The organism is Nocardioides fonticola, assembly GCF_039536805.1.
Taxonomy (GTDB): Bacteria; Actinomycetota; Actinomycetes; order Propionibacteriales; family Nocardioidaceae; genus Nocardioides; species Nocardioides fonticola.
Genome location: NZ_BAAAZH010000028.1, coordinates 131,731 through 149,988, shown reverse-complemented (window position 1 = coordinate 149,988; position 18,258 = coordinate 131,731). Strand labels below are relative to the sequence as shown.

15 protein-coding genes are annotated in these 18,258 nt (G+C 72.2%); 2 read left to right on the top strand and 13 right to left on the bottom strand.

The window, feature by feature from the left end:
* Nucleotides 1–49 precede the first annotated feature (49 nt).
* The 3 genes from arc to ABD671_RS17900 form a co-directional block, all read right to left on the bottom strand.
* A complete protein-coding gene (gene arc, locus ABD671_RS17910) occupies nucleotides 50–1,801 on the bottom strand; it encodes a proteasome ATPase (protein ID WP_344734808.1) in 1,752 nt (583 codons plus the stop codon).
* Nucleotides 1,802–1,955: 154 nt separating this feature from the next.
* Nucleotides 1,956–2,990, bottom strand: coding sequence for a tRNA (adenine-N1)-methyltransferase (locus tag ABD671_RS17905; RefSeq protein ID WP_344734807.1), 1,035 nt, complete (start codon nucleotides 2,988–2,990; stop codon nucleotides 1,956–1,958).
* Between the two features lie 65 nt (nucleotides 2,991–3,055).
* Nucleotides 3,056–4,213 carry a site-2 protease family protein gene (locus ABD671_RS17900; RefSeq protein WP_344734806.1) on the bottom strand — a complete coding sequence of 386 codons (1,158 nt, stop codon included), beginning with the start codon at nucleotides 4,211–4,213 and terminating at the stop codon, nucleotides 3,056–3,058.
* 76 nt (nucleotides 4,214–4,289) lie between these two features.
* Between ABD671_RS17900 and ABD671_RS17895 the strand changes: the two genes are divergently transcribed.
* A complete protein-coding gene (locus tag ABD671_RS17895) occupies nucleotides 4,290–5,171 on the top strand; it encodes a RecB family exonuclease (protein WP_344734805.1) in 882 nt (293 codons plus the stop codon).
* 40 nt (nucleotides 5,172–5,211) lie between these two features.
* Here the strand turns inward: ABD671_RS17895 and ABD671_RS17890 are convergent, their stop codons facing one another.
* From ABD671_RS17890 to metH, 5 genes are all read right to left on the bottom strand, one after another.
* Nucleotides 5,212–5,841 carry a response regulator gene (locus ABD671_RS17890; RefSeq protein ID WP_344734804.1) on the bottom strand — a complete coding sequence of 210 codons (630 nt, stop codon included), beginning with the start codon at nucleotides 5,839–5,841 and terminating at the stop codon, nucleotides 5,212–5,214.
* Nucleotides 5,838–7,121 carry a sensor histidine kinase gene (locus ABD671_RS17885; protein ID WP_344734803.1) on the bottom strand — a complete coding sequence of 428 codons (1,284 nt, stop codon included), beginning with the start codon at nucleotides 7,119–7,121 and terminating at the stop codon, nucleotides 5,838–5,840. Before ABD671_RS17885 ends, ABD671_RS17890 begins: the two co-directional genes overlap by 4 nt.
* 5 nt (nucleotides 7,122–7,126) lie before the next feature.
* The gene (locus ABD671_RS17880) at nucleotides 7,127–7,528 is read right to left on the bottom strand and encodes a hypothetical protein (protein WP_344734802.1); all 402 of its coding nucleotides are present in this window, start codon (nucleotides 7,526–7,528) and stop codon (nucleotides 7,127–7,129) included.
* Nucleotides 7,529–7,665: 137 nt separating this feature from the next.
* Entirely contained in the window at nucleotides 7,666–8,364 is a 699-nt protein-coding gene (locus ABD671_RS17875; RefSeq protein ID WP_344734801.1) for an HAD family hydrolase, read from the bottom strand.
* Nucleotides 8,357–12,100, bottom strand: coding sequence for a methionine synthase (gene metH, locus ABD671_RS17870; RefSeq protein WP_425574931.1), 3,744 nt, complete (start codon nucleotides 12,098–12,100; stop codon nucleotides 8,357–8,359). Before metH ends, ABD671_RS17875 begins: the two co-directional genes overlap by 8 nt.
* A 183-nt stretch (nucleotides 12,101–12,283) precedes the next feature.
* On the opposite strand from metH, the gene ABD671_RS17865 reads away from it, so the two are divergent.
* Nucleotides 12,284–13,132 (top strand): PAC2 family protein, encoded by an 849-nt coding sequence (locus ABD671_RS17865; protein WP_344734800.1) that lies wholly within the window; start codon nucleotides 12,284–12,286, stop codon nucleotides 13,130–13,132.
* Nucleotides 13,133–13,596: 464 nt separating this feature from the next.
* Here ABD671_RS17865 and mshC read toward each other — a convergent pair whose 3' ends face one another.
* Genes mshC through ABD671_RS17840 form a run of 5 tightly spaced genes read right to left on the bottom strand, consistent with a single transcriptional unit; the run spans nucleotide 13,597 to nucleotide 18,221 of the window.
* Nucleotides 13,597–14,835, bottom strand: coding sequence for a cysteine--1-D-myo-inosityl 2-amino-2-deoxy-alpha-D-glucopyranoside ligase (mshC, locus tag ABD671_RS17860; RefSeq protein ID WP_344734799.1), 1,239 nt, complete (start codon nucleotides 14,833–14,835; stop codon nucleotides 13,597–13,599).
* A 26-nt stretch (nucleotides 14,836–14,861) separates the two neighbouring features.
* Nucleotides 14,862–15,665 carry an SCO1664 family protein gene (locus tag ABD671_RS17855; protein ID WP_344734798.1) on the bottom strand — a complete coding sequence of 268 codons (804 nt, stop codon included), beginning with the start codon at nucleotides 15,663–15,665 and terminating at the stop codon, nucleotides 14,862–14,864.
* Nucleotides 15,655–16,230, bottom strand: a complete 576-nt coding sequence (locus ABD671_RS17850; protein WP_344734796.1) for a DUF3090 domain-containing protein — start codon at nucleotides 16,228–16,230, stop codon at nucleotides 15,655–15,657. Before ABD671_RS17850 ends, ABD671_RS17855 begins: the two co-directional genes overlap by 11 nt.
* 12 nt (nucleotides 16,231–16,242) lie before the next feature.
* Nucleotides 16,243–16,983 carry a histidine phosphatase family protein gene (locus tag ABD671_RS17845; RefSeq protein WP_344734795.1) on the bottom strand — a complete coding sequence of 247 codons (741 nt, stop codon included), beginning with the start codon at nucleotides 16,981–16,983 and terminating at the stop codon, nucleotides 16,243–16,245.
* Nucleotides 16,984–17,021: 38 nt separating this feature from the next.
* Entirely contained in the window at nucleotides 17,022–18,221 is a 1,200-nt protein-coding gene (locus ABD671_RS17840; RefSeq protein WP_344734794.1) for an NAD(P)/FAD-dependent oxidoreductase, read from the bottom strand.
* Nucleotides 18,222–18,258 lie beyond the last annotated feature (37 nt).

Here is an 18,258-nt window from a genome sequence, read left to right as displayed (position 1 = left end):
CCCTGAGGCCGCAGCCTCAGGGGTTCCCGGTGGTTCTGTCCGAACCGGCTCAGAGGTACTGGCCGGTGTTGGAGACCGTGTCGATGGAGCGGCCCGGCTCGGTGCCCTGCTTGCCCGTGATGAGCGTGCGGATGAAGACGATCCGCTCGCCCTTCTTGCCCGAGATGCGGGCCCAGTCGTCGGGGTTCGTGGTGTTCGGGAGGTCCTCGTTCTCCTTGAACTCATCCACGCACGCCTGGAGCAGGTGGCTGACCCGCAGACCCCGCTGCTGGTGCTCGAGGAGGTCCTTGATCGCCATCTTCTTGGCGCGGTCGACGATGTTCTGGATCATCGCGCCGGAGTTGAAGTCCTTGAAGTACAGGACCTCCTTGTCGCCGTTGGCGTAGGTGACCTCGAGGAAACGGTTCTCCTCGGTCTCGGCGTACATCCGCTCGACCGTGGCCCGGATCATGCCCTCGACGCACGCCTGCGGGTCGCCGCCGAACTCGGCGACGTCGTCGGCGTGCAGCGGGAGCCGTGCGGTGAGGTACTTGCTGAAGATGTCGCGCGCGGACTCGGCGTCGGGACGCTCGATCTTGATCTTCACATCGAGACGGCCGGGCCGCAGGATCGCGGGGTCGATCATGTCCTCGCGGTTGGACGCACCGATGACCAGCACGTTCTCGAGGGTCTCGACGCCGTCGATCTCGCTGAGCAGCTGCGGGACGATCGTGTTCTCCACGTCGGAGGAGACACCCGAGCCGCGGGTGCGGAACAGGGAGTCCATCTCGTCGAAGAACACGATGACCGGGGTGCCCTGGCTGGCCTTCTCGCGCGCCCGCTGGAAGACCAGGCGGATGTGCCGCTCGGTCTCGCCGACGTACTTGTTGAGCAGCTCGGGGCCCTTGATGTTGAGGAAGTAGGACTTCCCCTCGGCGCCGGTCTTCGCCGCGACCTTCTTGGCCAGCGAGTTCGCGACCGCCTTCGCGATCAGCGTCTTGCCGCAGCCCGGAGGGCCGTAGAGCAGGATGCCCTTGGGCGGCTTGAGCTCGTGCTCGGCGAACAGCTCGGGGTGCAGGTAGGGCAGCTCGACGGCGTCCTGGATCATCTCGATCTGGTTGCCCAGACCGCCGATCGACTCGTAGGCGATGTCGGGGACCTCCTCGAGGACGAGCTCCTCGACCTCCGACTTCGGCACCTTCTCGTAGACGTAGCCGGCCCGGGAGTCCAGCAGCAGCGAGTCGCCGGCGCGGATGGTCTCGGTGAGCAACGGCTCGGCGAGCCGCACGACCCGTTCCTCGTCGGCCCCGGCGATGACGAGCGCCCGCTCGCCGTCGGCCATGACCTCCTTGACCATGACGACCTCGCCCGTGCGCTCGAACTCCAGCGCGAGGACGACGTTGAGGGCCTCGTTGAGCATGACCTCCTGGCCGCGGCGCAGGGAGTCGAGCTCGACGTTCGGGCTCACGTTGACGCGCAGCTTGCGGCCGCCGGTGAAGACGTCGATGGTGTCGTCGTCGTTGCGCTGCAGGAAGGTGCCGAAGCCCGCCGGCGGCTGCGCCAGCCGGTCGACCTCCTCCTTCAGCTTCATGATCTGGTCGCGGGCGTCGCGCAGGGTCTGCGCCAACCGCTCGTTCTGCGACGTCAACGCCGCCAGCGAGCGCTGGGCGTCGGCGAGCCGCAGCTCGAGACCCCGGGACGAACCGGGCGCGTCGCCCGCACGGCGGCGGAGGTCGGCGACCTCGGCCTCGAGGAAGCGGACCTGGGCACGGAGCTCCTCGGGACTCTCGCCCGAGGAGCCGGTGGAACTGGATGTCGACATGAGCGCACCTCCTGTGTCCTCGACCCTACCTGCGCACCCCCGACGGCGCAGTGGGCTGGCGCGATGTCTCGGATCACGATTCGGCGACGCCACCGTGATCCTGACCCGTCCGGGTGAGAGGGCTGCGCTGGTCCGGTCCGGTGCTGGACCGGGGTCAGTCCAGGCCGCTGACCGCGTTCCCGGCGTCCTCGGCCCCGAACCCGGCACCGGTCTCGGCGCCGTTGCCGGCCTCGTGGGCGACGTCGGCCGGCCGGGGGCCGGTGTAGTCGACCCCGTAGGCCCCGGGCGCCGGACGCCGCGTGCGGCGCGGAGGCTTCGCGCCGGGCGCGAGGCGCCGGGCGGTGACCAGGAAGGCGGTGTGGCCGATCATCTTGTGGCCGGGACGGACGGCGAGGCCCTCGACGTGCCAGTCGCGCACGAGCGACTCCCAGGCGTGGGGCTCGGTGAAGCCCCCGTGCACCCGCACGGTCTCGACGAACCGCGAGAGCTGGGTCGTGGTGGCCACGTAGGCGCACACGATGCCGCCGGGCACCAGGGCGTCGGCCGCCGCCTCGAGGCACTCCCAGGGGGCCAGCATGTCGAGGATGATGCGGTCGCAGCGCTCGCCGCTCGCCGGCAGCGCCTCGGCGAGGTCGCCCAGGGTGAGGGTCCAGTTCGGGTGCGAGGCGCCCTCGGGGGCGCCGAAGAACTGGTGGACGTTGCGGCGGGCGACGTCGGCGAACTCCTCGCGACGCTCGTAGGACAGCACGTGGCCGTAGGGGCCCACGGCCCGCAGCAGCGAGCAGGTCAGGGCGCCGGACCCCACGCCGGCCTCCACGACGCGCGCGCCGGGGAAGATGTCGGCCAGGGCGACGATCTGGGCGGAGTCCTTCGGATAGACGACCGCCGCACCGCGGGGCATCGAGACCACGAACTCCGAGAGCAGCGGCCGGAAGACGAGGTACTCCCCGCCCATCGAACTGGCGATCGTGAAGCCCTCCTCGCGGCCGATGAGGTCGTCGTGCTCGAGGTGGCCGCGGTTGGAGAAGAAGCGCTTGCCGGCCACGAGCTCGAAGTTGTGCTTGCGCCCCTTCGCATCGACCAGACGCACCCACTCACCGGCGCGCAGCGGACCGCGGTGGACCCCCGACCAGGCCTCGGCCGGGACGTCGTCGAGGGCGCCGGGACCGGTCGCGGGGGTGGTGTCCATGGGGCCGCACCCTAACGAGTCGGCGCGGCGGGACCCCAATGCGCGGCGTGCGCCCGGGGGACTGCTCAGCGGGACACGTGCTCGCGGAACGCCCGATCGACGTCGGAGGTGGTCAGCACGCCGTACACGGTGCCGTCGGCCTCCACCAGCACGTACTCCCCGGCGGGGGTGCGGGAGATCGCCCGCACGAGCTCCTCGCCCGCGAGATCGGCCGGCAGGCGCAGCCCGGGATCGAGGTGCCGGGCGACGGCCGCGGTGGCCACCCAGGGACGGCGTTCCTCCGGCGTGGCGAGGAGGGCCGCCTCGTTGACGACGCCGACGGGGACTCCCGCGGGGTCGAGGGTGATGATGCTGCCGGCCTGGGCCTCCCGGGCGAGCCGGACCGCCTCCGCGAGCGGCACGTCGGCCGCCACCGCGACGGTGCGCCGCGCGAGTCGCCGGGCCTGGAGCGCGGGGAGCCGGCTGCGCAGGCGGGCGGATCCGAGCGCGGCGGTCGCCCCCGACCAGAGGAAGGCGGCCACGACGAAGGCGAGGATGAAGTCGAGGAGGTCGGGCGTGCTGCCCAGGACGGCCTCCTGGAGGAACGGCCAGGCGATCGCCGCGAGGGCCGTCACGCGGCCACCCCACGCGGCCGCGATGGTGCCGCGGTGCTGGTTGCCCGAGGCCTGCCAGACCGCCGCCTTGAGCACCCGGCCGCCGTCCAGCGGGAGACCCGGGATGAGGTTGAGGATGCCCACGAGGAGGTTGGCGCCCGCGAGGCCCTCGACCACCAGGCCGATGAGACCGCCCGGCACGACCAGCAGCAGCGCCAGCGCGCCGATGCCCACCGCGAGGCTGGTCAGCGGGCCGACCACGGCGATCATGAACTCCTCGCGCGGACGCCGAGCCTCGCCCTCGATCGCGGTCATGCCGCCGAGGAAGTGCAGCGTGATCGAGGTGACCGGCATGCCGTAGTGGCGCGCGAGGAAGGCGTGGGAGGCCTCGTGCAGCAGCACCGAGCCGTAGAGGACGACGGCGAAGACCAGGCCGGCCACGAACCGCCAGGGCCCCAGCCCCGGCTGCACCTGGTCGATGCGCGGCGCCATCACCGCGGCGATGAGCAGAGCGACCACGAACCACGAGGAGCTGACCAGCACGTCGCTGCCGGCGATGGAGCCGATGCGCACCGTGCCCGGGGGCCGGGGTGGGGGTGCGGCGGCGTGATCGGCGGGCGGTTCGGACACGTGGCGAGGCTAACCGACCGCTCCATGCCGGAGCGTCCGCTCCGGTTGTGTCGGCGCCATCGCCTAGCGTGCTCCCATGACGACGCGGACGGATGCGGAGGTCGGCGCCGACCGGGCGTCCAGCCCCGCCGAGCGGCGCTCGACCCCGGTCGACGGTGTCGAGGTCGTCGGAGCGCTCTCCCCCAGCCGGGCGGCCGACTTCCTGGGCTGTCCGCTGCTCTACCGCTTCCGCACGGTCGACCGGCTGCCCGAGCCGCGCTCGCCCGACGCCGTCCGGGGCACGCTGGTGCACAAGGTGCTCGAGGAGCTCTTCGACCTGCCCGCCCACGACCGCACCCCCGAGCAGGCGGTCGCGATGCTGCGACCGGTCTGGGAGCGCCTGGTCGAGACCGAGCCGGAGCTCGGTGAGCTCTTCGCCGCGGACGCCGCGTCGGGTTTCGAGGGCTGGCTGGCGGAGTGCTCCCGCGTGCTGAGCCGCTACTTCACCCTCGAGGACCCCACCCGCCTCGAGCCCCATGCGCGGGAGGAGTACGTCGAGACGCTGCTGGAGTCGCGCCTGCTGCTGCGCGGCTTCGTCGATCGCATCGACGTGGCGCCCGACGGCGCGATCCGGGTGGTCGACTACAAGACCGGACGGGCGCCCGGCGAGGGCTTCGAGGGTCATGCCCTGTTCCAGATGAAGTTCTACGCCCTCGTGCTGTGGCGCACCCGGGGCGTCGTCCCGGCGATGCTCCAGCTGGTCTACCTCGGCGACGGGCAGGTCGTGCGCTACGAACCCGACGAGCAGGACCTGCGCGGTGTCGAGCGCAAGCTCGAGGCGTTGTGGCGGGCGATCTCGGCCGCCCACGAGAGCGGGGACTGGCGCCCCAATCCCGGCCGCCTGTGCGGCTGGTGCGCCCACCGGGCCCTCTGTCCGAGCTTCGGGGGCACACCGCCTCCGCTGCCGACCTCGGACTGAGCCTGACGGCGCCCCCGTCTGAGCCCGGAGGCCGGTCGGGTCAGAGGCCGTTGCGTTCGGCCCAGAGCGCGGCCTGGGTGCGGTCGGTGACCCCGATCCGGGCGAACGCCGAGGTCAGGTGGGCCTTGACCGTGCGCTCGCTGATCTCCAGGCGTCGGGCGATCTGCTTGTTGGCCAACCCCTCGCGCACGAGCGCGAGCACCTCCAGCTCGCGGTTGGTCAACTGCCCCTGGCCGGTGCTGGGGCGCGAGCCGAGGAGCGCACGGGCCGCCTTCGGGTGCATCGGCGACTCGCCCCGTGCCACGGCGCGGATGCCGGCGATGACGTCGTCGGGGTCGGCGTCCTTGAGCAGGTAGCCGACGGCGCCGGCGTCGAGCGCCCCCAGGATGCGCTCGTTGTCGGAGTAGGAGGTGAGCACGAGGACGTCGATCGGGAGACCGGACTGCTTGATGCGCCGGGTCGCGGTCACGCCGTCGGTGCCGGGCATCTGGAGGTCCATGAGGACGACGTCGGGCACGAGGGTGGTCGCCACCTCGACGGCCTGGGCGCCGTCGGAGGCCTCGCCGACGACCTCGATGTCGGTGGCCGCGGCCAGCAGCTGGGCCAGGCCGGCCCGGATGACGGCGTGGTCGTCGACCAGCACCACCCGGACGATCTGCTCCCCGTTCACCGTCGACTCACCACCATGCGCACCTTCGTACCCTCTCCCACAGCGGAGGTCACTTCCAGTTCACCGCCCACATCGGCCACCAGCGATCGCATGCCGCGCAGACCGAAACGGTCGGAGGCGCGGTCGCCGGAGGGGTCGAAGCCCACCCCGTCGTCGACCACCTCGAGCACGATCTGCTCGGCGGTCGCCCGCACGGTCACCGCGAGCGTCGAGGCACCCGAGTGGCGGGTGGCGTTGCGGACCGCCTCCTGAGCGACCCGCCAGACCAGCGCGACGGAGGCGTCGGCGGCGTCCTCGACGCCGTCGACACTGACCGAGGCCGCGATGCCCGCGCTCGCGGCCGGGGCGGTGAGGTCCTCCAGTGCTGCCCGCAGGCCGGCGGCGCGCAGGTCGGGCGGGTGGATCTCGGCCAGCAGCGACCGCAGCGACTTCAGGCCGTCGCGCAACGAGTCCGAGGCCGACTCCAGCAGCGTGCGGCTGGCCTCCGGAACGGCGGGATCGCGCGCCAGGCCGGACACCGTGAACGCCGTCCCGGCGATGTCCTGGACGACGCCGTCGTGCAGGTCGCGGGCGATCCGGCGACGCTCGGCGTCGGAGGCCTCGATCGCCGTGCGCAGCAGACGCTCGCGCTCCCGCGACGCGCGGCGCACCTGCCGGGTCAGCAGCTGCAGCATGACGGCGGCGAACAGGGTCATCGCCACGAGCGGGGCGAGGGTGTTGAAGCGGAAGACCGAGAGGATCTGCTCGCGGCGGCTCGTGATGTCGTCGAGTCGGTAGTAGGCCTCGAACAGCAGGCGGCCGTTCTCCTTCGACCGGACCCGCGTGTAGATCTCCACCAGACCGTCGACCGACGTCGCGCTGGCCCGGTTGCGGGGCGAGTCGGGGTCGGCGGTCTCATAGCCGGTTCCCCCGCGCTCGAGGACGCGCTGCTCGCCCGGCGTGAGCTCGAACTTCTGGCCGACGAGCGCGAGATCCGTGCTGTAGACCAGCGTGCCGTCGGCGCGCCACAGGTTGATGCGGACGACGTCGCCGCCGATCTCGAGCGCCCGCTGGTCGATGTTGTCGATCGCCTGGGGCCGGCCCTCGACCAGCCGGTCGCGCAGCCGCGGCTCGAGCAGGGAGCGGGTGAGCAGGCGGGTGGTGTCGATGCGCGCGCTGATGCCGAGGTCCTGCGCGGCGTGCTCGGCCGCGCGGTTGGTCACCACCGTCATGCTGGCCAGCACGACACCCGCCACGATGAGGAAGGTGGCGACGGGCGTGCGCAGGATCGTGCGGAGCACGCCGGTCAGTCGACCACGACCTCGGCCCGGCAGACCTCGTTCGTGGTCTGGTTGACGGCCCGGAACACGATGTCGTCGGTGCCCGCGAGGTCGACCATGCTGCGCTGGATGCGGAAGGAGAGGTCGGCTGCCTTCGCCTGCACCTCGCCCTTGTAGGAGACGTCGTCGTTGTGGAGCATCCGCCACGACCAGATGTCGGAGTCGTCGCTGAAGACGACGCCGATGACGTTGAAGCGGCCGGAGTCGTCGACGTCGATCCGCAGCCGGACGTCGGCCGTGGAGTCGCCCTTGCACGGGATGCGACCCGAACTCGGCGGGTCGCCGGCCACCGCGACGGACGCGAACGCGAACGTCGTCACACCCAGCGCGGCGCCGAGGGCGAGGGTGGTCTTGAGCCGGGACGGCACGGATCCTCCTGTCGAGGGAGCGCAGGACTCCCGGTGGTACCCCATCGTGACGGAGTGCGGGGGCGACGTCACTTGTCCGGTGGTACTAGGACCCCGAGGGGGCGTCGTGCCGAGGACGTGACGACCGTCCCATCCTCTCAGCCGGTCTGGACCTGCGCAGCCGTTTCGCGAGCCTCGTCGAGAAGTCCGGCCAGATCGTCGGTGCCGAGGCCCTCGAGCGTGGTGCGGAACACCCGCCGCTCCCCCGCTGGCACCTCGACGTGGTTGGGCACCACCAGGACGGCGCAGCCCGCTGCCGCCGCCGACGCCGCGCCCGGCGGCGAGTCCTCGATCGCCAGGCAGGCCGCCGGGTCGAGCCCCAGACGCTTCGCCGCGACCAGGTACGGTTCCGGATGCGGTTTGCCGTGCCGGACGGCGTCCCCCGTCACGGTGGTGACGAAGGTGCCCTCCGGCAGGTGGGCGAGGATCGGCTCGACGAAGCGGGTGTAGGACATGGTCACGAGCGCGCACGGGACGCCGTCGGCGTGGAGCCGCTCGAGCAGCTCGCGCGCGCCGGGCTGCCAGGGCACCCGCCGGGCGATCCGGGCGACGACGCCGTCGAGCAGCTCCTCGACGATCTCCTCGGCCGTGCGGTCGATGCCCATGTGCTCGCGGATGTAGCGGCCCGACTCCATGAGGTCGTTGCCGACGAGCTGGAGGGCGTGCTCGTGCGACCACGTGCCCCCATGGCGCTCGGCGAGCTCGTACTCGGCCTCGATCCAGTAGGGCTCGGTGTCGACCAGCGTGCCGTCCATGTCCCACAGGACGGCGGCGGGCCGGCGTTCGGCCTCAGTCATCGGGGTCGTAGCCGAGGTTCGGGGAGAGCCACTTCTCGGCCTCCTCGACCGACCAGCCCTTGCGCTCGGCGTAGTCGACGATCTGGTCGCGGGAGAGCCGCCCGACCACGAAGTACTGCGACTCGGGGTGGCTGTAGTACACGCCCGAGACCGAGGCGCCGGGCCACATCGCCATCGACTCCGTGAGGCTGATGCCGGTGGTCGCCTCCGCATCGAGGAGGTCCCACAGCACGAGCTTCTCGGTGTGGTCGGGGCAGGCGGGGTACCCGGGGGCCGGCCGGATGCCGGTGTAGCGCTCGGCGATGAGGTCGTCGTTGCTCAACGCCTCGTCGGCGGCGTGACCCCAGAACTCGGTGCGCACCCGCTGGTGCAGCCGCTCGGCGAACGCCTCGGCGAGCCGGTCGGCGAGCGCCTCCAGCAGGATGGCGGAGTAGTCGTCGAGCTCGGCCTTGAAGGCCTCCACCCGCTCGGGCAGGCCGAGGCCCGCGGTGACGGCGAAGGCGCCGACGTGGTCGGGCAGCCCGGTGGTCTCGGGGGCGACGAAGTCGGCCAGGGAGCGGTTGGGGATGCCGTCGCGGTGCTGTCCCTGCTGGCGCAGCTGGTGCAGGACGGCGCGCTCGGCGACCCGGTCGGCGTCCTGCCAGACCACGACGTCGTCGCCGCGGGAGTTCGCGGGCCAGAAGCCGTAGACACCCCGCGCCTCGAGCCACTTCTCCTCGATGATGCGGTCGAGCATCGCCTGGGCGTCGTCGTAGAGCTTGCGCGCCGCCTCGCCCGCGTGCGGGCTGTTGAGGATGTCGGGGAAGCGGCCCTTCATCTCCCAGGCGTTGAAGAACGGCTGCCAGTCGATGTACTCGCGCAGCTCGGCGATCGGGTAGTCCGCGAGCACGTGCACACCCGACTGGCGCGGCGCCGGAGGCGTGTAGCCCTCCCAGACGACCGGGGTGGCGTTGGCGCGGGCCTGCTCCAGGCTGAGCTGCGGACGGTCGGACTTCTGCGCGTGGCGGGCACGCAGGCTGTCGTAGTCGTCGCGGAGGTCGGCCAGCAGCGGCTCGCGCCGCTCCTCGTGCAGCAGCGCGGCAGCCACCGGCACCGACCGCGAGGCGTCCTTGACCCACACGACCGGGCCGTCGTACTTGGGATCGACCTTGACCGCGGTGTGGGCGCGCGAGGTGGTGGCGCCGCCGATGAGCAGCGGGATCTCCAGGCCCAGGCGCTGCATCTCGGTGGCGATGCCGACCATCTCGTCGAGCGAGGGGGTGATCAGCCCCGACAGGCCGATGATGTCGGCGCCGACCTCGACCGCGGTGTCGAGGATCTTCTGTGCCGGCACCATGACGCCGAGATCGATGACCTCGAAGTTGTTGCACTGGAGCACGACGCCGACGATGTTCTTGCCGATGTCGTGGACGTCGCCCTTGACGGTGGCCATCACGATCGTGCCGTTGGTGTCCTTGGCCGTCGCGAGCTCGGGGTTCGCGGTCTTCTCGGCCTCGATGAAGGGGATCAGGTGGGCGACGGCCCGCTTCATCACGCGGGCCGACTTCACGACCTGCGGGAGGAACATCTTGCCGGCGCCGAAGAGGTCGCCCACGACGTCCATGCCGTCCATCAGCGGGCCCTCGATGACCTCGATCGGACGGCCGCCGCGCGCCTCGATCTCGCGGCGCAGCTCCTCGGTGTCGGCCTCGATGTGGGCGTCGAGGCCCTTCACCAGCGCGTGGGTGATGCGCTCGGTGACCGGACGCGTGCGCCACTCCTCCTCGGCGGCCTCGTCCTTCTCGGCGGCGGCGTTGTAGGACTCCGCGACCTCCAGAAGCCGCTCGGCGGCGTCGGCACGGCGGTTGAGGACGACGTCCTCGATGCGCTCGCGCAGTTCGGGCTCGACCTCGTCGTAGACCGCCAGGGCGCCGGCGTTGACGATCGCCATGTCCATGCCGGCAGCGATCGCGTGATAGAGGAAGACGGCGTGGATCGCCTCGCGCACGGGGTTGTTGCCGCGGAAGGAGAAGCTCACGTTCGAGATGCCGCCGCTGACCTTCGCGCCCGGGAGGTTCTGCTTGATCCATCGGGTGGCCTCGATGAAGTCGATGCCGTAGGTGGCGTGCTCCTCGATGCCGGTGGCGACCGCGAAGACGTTGGGGTCGAAGATGATGTCCTCGGCCGGGAAGCCCACGCGGTCGACGAGGATGCGGTAGGCACGCTCGCAGATCGCGATGCGCCGCGCGTAGGTGTCGGCCTGACCGGCCTCGTCGAAGGCCATCACCACGGCCGCGGCGCCGTACTTGCGGCACAGGCGGGCGTGCTCGATGAACGCCTCCTCGCCCTCCTTGAGCGAGATCGAGTTGACGATCGGCTTGCCCTGCACGTTCTTCAGGCCCGCCTCGATGACCTCCCACTTGGAGGAGTCGACCATCAGCGGCACCCGGCTGATGTCGGGCTCGGAGGCGATGAGCCGCAGGAAGCGGTCCATGGCCGCGACGCCGTCGATCATGCCCTCGTCCATGTTGACGTCGATGATCTGGGCGCCGCTCTCGACCTGCTGCGCGGCCACCGACAGCGCGGTGTCGTAGTCGCCGGCCTTGATGAGGTTGCGGAAGCGCAGGGAGCCGGTGATGTTGGTGCGCTCGCCGACGTTCACGAACAGGCTGTCGTCGTCCATCGTGAACGGCTCGAGCCCGGCCAGGCGCATCGCGGAGGGCCGGGTGGGCACCTCGCGCGGCGCCAGGCCGCTCATCGCGGCGCCGATCGCGGCGACGTGGGCCGGGGTGGTGCCGCAGCAGCCGCCGACGATGTTGACCAGGCCGGCCTCCGCGAACTCCCGGACGACGGCGGCGGTCTCCTCGGCGGCCTCGTCGTACTCGCCGAAGGCGTTCGGCAGACCCGCGTTCGGGTAGCAGGACACGAAGGTGTCGGCCACGCGGGAGAGCTCGGCGATGTAGGGCCGCATCTCCTTCGCGCCGAGCGCGCAGTTCAAGCCGACCGCGAGCGGGCGTGCGTGCCGCACCGAGTTCCAGAACGCCTCGGTGACCTGGCCCGAGAGCGTGCGACCGGAGGCGTCGGTGATGGTGCCGGAGATGATGACCGGCCAGCGTCGTCCGGTCTCCTCGAAGAGCGTCTCGACGGCGAAGATCGCCGCCTTGGCGTTGAGGGTGTCGAAGATCGTCTCGATCACCAGGAGGTCGGAGCCGCCGTCGACGAGGCCGCGGGCCGCCGTGAGGTAGGCGTCCACGAGGTCGTCCCAGGTGACGTTGCGGGCGCCGGGGTCGTTGACGTCGGGCGAGATCGACGCCGTCCGCGTGGTGGGGCCGAGCGCGCCCGCGACGTAGCGGGGGTGCTCGGGGGTGTCGAACTCGTCGGCGACCCGGCGGGCCAGGCGCGCGGACTCCAGGTTGAACTCGTAGGAGTACTCCTCCAGGCCGTAGTCGGCCAGGGAGACGGCGTTGGCGTTGAAGGTGTTGGTCTCGACGATGTCGGCGCCGGCGGCGAGGTACTCGCGGTGGATGCCGGCGATGATGGCCGGCTGGGTGAGCGTCAGCAGGTCGTTGTTGCCGACCAGGTCGCTGGGCCAGTCGGCGAAGCGCTCGCCCCGGTAGCCGGCCTCGTCGGGCCGGTCGCGCTGGATCGCGGTGCCCATCGCGCCGTCGAGCACCAGGATCCGCTCCCGCATGAGCGACGCCAGGGCGTCGGTCGCGTCGGGGCGCCAGGCGGCGCGCGGATCGGTGCGGTCGGACACGGGGACTCCTCTCGGGCGGCGGTTCGCAGCGCCGCTCCCCTCCACCGTACGGACGGGTGTCCGAAGGGTGGAACGGTTTCCCAGATCGTGACACCGCGCGGGTGGGCGGACGAAATCCCGGCCGGGCGCGCCGGGTGTGTCCTTCCTCGCTCGCCGTCCTCGCGGAAGACCTAGGCTGGAGGCGTGATCGAACTCGAGCACGCGCCCGATCTGCAGGACCCTCTGGTCATCGCCGCCTTCGAGGGCTGGAACGACGCGGCCGACGCCGCCTCCGCCGTGATCGACCACCTCATGCGGGTCTGGAACGCGCGCGTCGTCGGCGCGGTCGACCCCGAGGACTTCTACGACTTCCAGGTCAACCGGCCGCTCATCGGCACCGACGAGCACGGGCACCGCCGCATCACCTGGCCCAGCACCCAGATCGCGATCGCCTCGCCGCCCGACCTCGGCCGCGACGTCGTCCTGATCCGCGGCATCGAGCCGAACATGCGGTGGCGTCAGTTCTGCGCCGAGCTGCTGGCTGCCTGCGACGACCTCGGCGCCGAGATCGTCGTGACGCTCGGGGCGCTGCTGGCCGACACCCCGCACACCCGCCCGATCCCGGTCACGGGCACCGCCACCGAGCCCGACCTCGTCGACCGGCTCAAGCTCGAGCAGTCCAACTACGAGGGGCCGACCGGCATCGTCGGCGTCCTCCAGGACGCCTGCATGCGCATCGACATGCCGGCCGTCTCCTACTGGGCGGCGGTGCCGCACTACGTCGCCCAGCCGCCGTGCCCGAAGGCCACCCTCGCCCTCATCGGCCAGCTGGAGGACCTCCTGGAGATCTCGATCCCGCTCGGCGACCTGCCCGAGGACGCCCGGGCCTGGGAGCGCGGCGTCGACGAGCTCGCCGAGGAGGACGAGGACATCGCCGAGTACGTCCGCTCGCTCGAGGAGACCCGCGACACCGCCGACCTCCCCGAGGCCTCGGGCGAGGCGATCGCCCGCGAGTTCGAGCGCTACCTCAAGCGCCGCTCCGAGGACGACTGACCCGACCCACCTATCGCTGAACGAGCGCACCCAGCCCGACCGCTGGTCGAGGTGCGAGCGCAGCGAGCCGCGAGACCCCCGCACCCAAGGCACCCACCGGTAGCGCACGCCGCCCGTCTCACCGGGTCTCGCGGCTCGTCGCTAGCGCTCCTCGCACCTCGACCACCGCAGCTCCCCGAACCGGTGGTTGAGGTGCGAGCGCAGCGAGCCGCGAGACCCCCGCACCCGAGGCACCCACCACTCCCGCACGCCGCCCGTCTCACCGGGTCTCGCGGCTCGTCGCTAGCGCTCCTCGCACCTCGACCACCGTCCCGAGCGCAGCGAGCCGCGAGACCCCCGCACCCAAGGCACCCACCGGTACCGCACGCCGCCCGTCTCACCGGGTCTCGCGGCTCGTCGCTAGCGCTCCTCGCACCTCGGCCGCTCGTTCAGACGGCACCGGTACCGGACGCCGTCCGGGGGCCTCAGAGCGCTAGCCCCAGGGCGGCGTCGAGGAGCCGGGCGATGGTCAGCGCGGCCTCGGGGTCGCTGGCGTCGGCCAGACCGTGGGTGCCGAGCGTCGCGCGGACCCAGGCGTCGACCGCGGCCACCGCGCGCGGGGCGTCGAGATCGTCGGCGAGCGCGGCCAGCACCTCGGTGACCACCGGCTCGGCCGGTGCGCCCGCGCCGAGGGAGAGCGCGCGCCGCCAGTCGACCAGGGTGTCGACGGCGTCGAAGAGCTGGTCGTCGGTCCACTCCCAGTCGCTGCGATAGTGGTGGCGCAGCAGCGTCAGCCGGATGGCCATCGGGTCGACGTCGGAGTTGCGCAGCGCCGAGACGAAGACCAGGTTGCCCTTCGACTTCGACATCTTCTCGCCGTCGTAGGCGACCATCCCGGCGTGGTTGTAGATCTGCGCGAAGGACGTGCCGCCGGTGGCGGTCTGCACGTGGCCGGCGCACATCTCGTGGTGGGGGAAGATCAGGTCGCTGCCGCCGCCCTGGACGTCGAAGTCGCCGCCGAGGTGCTCCAGCGCGATGGCCGCGCACTCGATGTGCCAACCCGGACGACCGGGCCCGAAGGGGCTCTCCCAGGACGGCTCGCCCTCGCGGCGCGCACGCCACACCAGCGGGTCGAGCGGGTCGCGCTTGCCCGGACGGTCGGGGTCGCCGCCGCGCTCGGGGAAGATCCTCAGCATCTCCTCGCGGCTGTAACGCGACTCCTCGCCGAACCGCGGGTCGGCGCCGACGCTGTAGTAGAGGTCGTCGTCGACGCGGTAGATCGCGCCTGCGGCGTCCAGCTTCTCGATGAGCGCGATCACCAGCGGAATCGACTCCACCGCGCCGACGTAGGCGGCCGGCGGGAGCACCCGCAGCGCCTCCATGTCGTGGCGGAACAGCTCGGTCTCGCGCTCGGCGAGCTCGACCCAGTCGACATGCACCTTCTCGGCCCGCTCGAGCAGCGGGTCGTCGACGTCGGTGACGTTCTGGACGAAGGTGACGTCGTGGCCGGCGCTGCGCCAGGCCCGGTTGAGCAGGTCGTAGGCGACGTAGGTGTTGGCGTGGCCCATGTGGGTGGCGTCGTAGGGCGTGATGCCGCAGACGTAGAGGCGGGCCCGCTCGCCGGGGGTGGTGGTCACCGGTCCGCCCGAGGAGGTGTCGAACAGGGCGACCGCCGGACCCGTGACGGGCAGGGCGGGCACCTCGGGAGCAGACCAGGCACGCATGCTGCGCAGCCTAGCCGGGGCACGACTCAGAACGGCGGCCAGGGGATCGCGGGCCACTCCCGCGGTTCGGGCAGCCGGCCCTGGGCCAGCAGCCGGTCGCAGCGACGCGCGATGCAGTCGATCTCGAGATCGGTGAGCAGGCCGCTGAGGGCGTCGCCGAGGCTCCCGCCGATCGCCTCCCGCACGGTGCGGACGACGTCCTGCTCCTCCTCGGTGAGCGGTGCGCCCGCCCACCCCCAGAGCACGGTGCGCAGCTTGTGCTCCTCGTGGAAGGCGATGCCGTGGTCGACGCCGTAGCGGTGGCCGTCGGGCATCTCCAGCACGTGGCCGCCCTTGCGGTCGGCGTTGTTGACGACGACGTCGTAGACGGCGAGGCGGCGCAACGCGACGGTGTCCTCGTGCACCAGGGCGATCGGCTGGTCGCGGGCGTCGACGCCGTCGAAGACGTGCAGGTAGCCCTCGGGCGTCTCCCCCTCGGGGACGAGCGTCACCGCGGCCTGCTCCGGGTCGGGCTCGCACCACAGCTGCACCATGCCGGGGCCGTGCGGCCCCTCCCGCACGACCGTGGGAGGCACGAGCCCCCAGCCGGTGGCCTCGGAGACCAGGTAGGCCGCCTCCTCGCGACGCGCCAGGACGGCGCCCGGGAAGTCCCAGAGCGGTCGTTCGCCGCTGACCGGCTTGTAGACCACGACCGTGCCGCTGCCCGGACCGCCGTCACCGCCGACACGACCGATGAAGGTCGCGTTGGAGGCCGGCATGATGCGGCCCTCGAGCTCGAGATCGCCCTCGCGGAGGACCGCGCAGGCGTCGGGGCGCGGGTCAGGGATCACGTCGCCTGAACCCGTTGGCCCGCACGCACAGGTGCCCGTCGGGGTCGATCGGCTCGGCGCAGAACGGGCACGACGGGCGCCCGGCCTCCAGCACCCGTTCGGTGCGCTGGACGAAGGCGCGCGCCTGACCCGCGCTCATGCGCACGAGCAGCAGCTCCTCGGGCTCGGGCTCCTCGAAGTCCTCGTCGAGCTGGTCGGGCGAGACGACCGCCGCCTCGGTGAAGGGGAAGACCTCCACCACGACGCGCTCGTCGTCGGAGTCCCAGGCCAGCGTCATGGTGCCGGCACGGAACTCCTCCTGGATCGGCTGCTCGAGCGGGTCGGTGTCGACCAGGTCGAGCGGCGCGACGGCCGGGACGACGCCGCGCGACAGCTCGCTGCTCATGATCTCGTCGAGGAGCTCGTCGATGCGCTCGGCCAGAGCCGCGACCTGCTGCTTCTCCAGCGCGACGCTGACGAGCCGGACGCCGGCACGCGCCTGGAGGAAGAAGGTGCGCTGGCCCGGAGGGCCGACCGTGCCGGTCACGAACCGCTCCGGCGGGTCGAAGCCGTGGATCACTGGCATGTCGTCACCCTCTCACGCGTTCGCCGAGCCGGACGCCGACGGTCCCGCTCCCCCGCCGACCATCGCGTCGGAGGACGCCGCCCGACGGGTCGAGCCGCGTCGTCCCTTGGCCGGTGGCGGCGCCAACCAGGCCAGATCGCCCTCGTGCGTGTTGGTCGCGAGCACGTAGGGCCGGGTCTCGGTGTAGCGGATGATCGAGATCGACGCCGGGTCGACGTTGATGCGCTGGAACAGGTCGAGATGCATGCCGAGCGCGTCGGCGAGGATCGACTTGATGATGTCGCCGTGGGAGACGGCCACCCACACGGCGTTCTCGCCGTGCTCGGCCGCGATGCGCGCGTCGTGGCCGCGGATCGCCGCCACCGCCCGCGACTGCATGGTGGTCATGGCCTCGCCGCCGGGGAAGGCCGCCGCCGAGGGCTGCGCCTGCACGGTGCGCCACAGCTTCTCCTTCGCGAGCTCCTTCAGCGGCCGGCCCTGCCAGTCGCCGTAGTCGCACTCGGTGATGCCGCGCTCGCTCACGATGCGCGGCGCGGACTCCCGACCGGCGACCAGCAGCTTGGTGGTCTGGCGGCAGCGCTCCAGCGGGCTGGTGACGACCTCGGCCACCGGCACGGGCGCCAGGCGTCGTCCGGCTCGCTCGGCCTGTCCGCGGCCGACGTCGTCCAGCTTCACGCCGGGCAGGCGTCCGGCCAGCATGCCGCTGGCGTTGGCCGTCGTCCGGCCGTGGCGGACGAGGATCACTGTTGCCATGCCGGTCAGCGTAGAGGGGCCTTCAACGCCGGGGATGCTCAGCCGATGCGCCCACGGAGCGCCTCGGGATCGGCCGGTCGTTCCTCGGCGAGGACCTTCACCGCCTCGTCGGCGCGGTCCCAGACGTTCCACAGCAGGACGCCCCGGACGCGCTCGTCGTCGAGGTAGTACACGACCGTGCCGTCGCCGACGGCGTCGACCACCGTGGTCAGCCGGGTCGAGAGCGTGCCCACGGCCTCGTACCCGAGGTCGCCGATGTCGGACCAGAAGATCGGGGTGTGGTCGTAGAGGTCGCGGGCACCGGCCATCGCCCGGCCCGCCGCCTCGCCCATGGACGTCGCGTTGTCGACGTGCTCGACCCGGGTCGAGCCGAGCACCGGGTCGGGGTAGCGGGCGATGTCGCCGGCGGCCCACACGTGGGCGGCGGAGGTGGCCAGGTGGGAGTCGATGACGACTCCCCCGTCGTCGTCGAGGGTGACGGCGTCGCCGAGGAAGCCGGTGGCCGGGGTGACGCCGAGGCCGACGACGACGGCGTCGGCCTCGAGCGTGGTGCCGTCGTCGAGGTGCAGCACCACGCCGCCGGCGGCCACCTCGCCGCGCTCGACCCCGGCGCCGCCGCGCAGGACGACGTCGCGTCGGGTCAGCTCCTGCTCGATCTGGGAGGTGATCGCGGGCGGGAACGCGTGGTCGCCGACCTGCTCGCCCGGGTGCACGAGCACGACGGTGGCCGGGGTGCCGCTGAGAGCGGCGGCGATCTCGGTGCCGATGAACCCGGCGCCGACGACGGCGATCCGCGGGGCGGGCTCCTGCTCGGCGAGCGCGCGCAGGTGGCGGTAGTCGGCGAGGGTGCGGAAGTGGACGACGCGATCGCCGGCCGGCAGCCCGTCGATCGTGCGGGGCGTGCCTCCGGTCGCCAGCAGCAGCGCGCCGTAGGAGTGCTCGGCGCCCGCAGCCGTGCGGACGACCCGACGCTCGACGTCGACAGCCACCACGGGATCGCCGAGGTGCAGCGTCGCGCCGGTCTCGCCTGCGGTGTCGCGGATCGCGCCGGCGCCGTCCCGGTCGTCGGTGCCCCAGAGGTCCTTGCTCAGCTGCGGCCGCTCGACGGGCGGGTCGACCTCGGCGCCGAGGATCGCGATGGAGCCGGTGGCGCCCTCCGCGCGGATGCCGGTGGCGGCAGCGTGGGCCGCCATCCCGGCGCCGACGATGAGGAAGTCGTGGTGCTGCGGGTCGCTCATGGGTCCTCCGAGACGGTGGGGTGCGGTCCTTCCACCC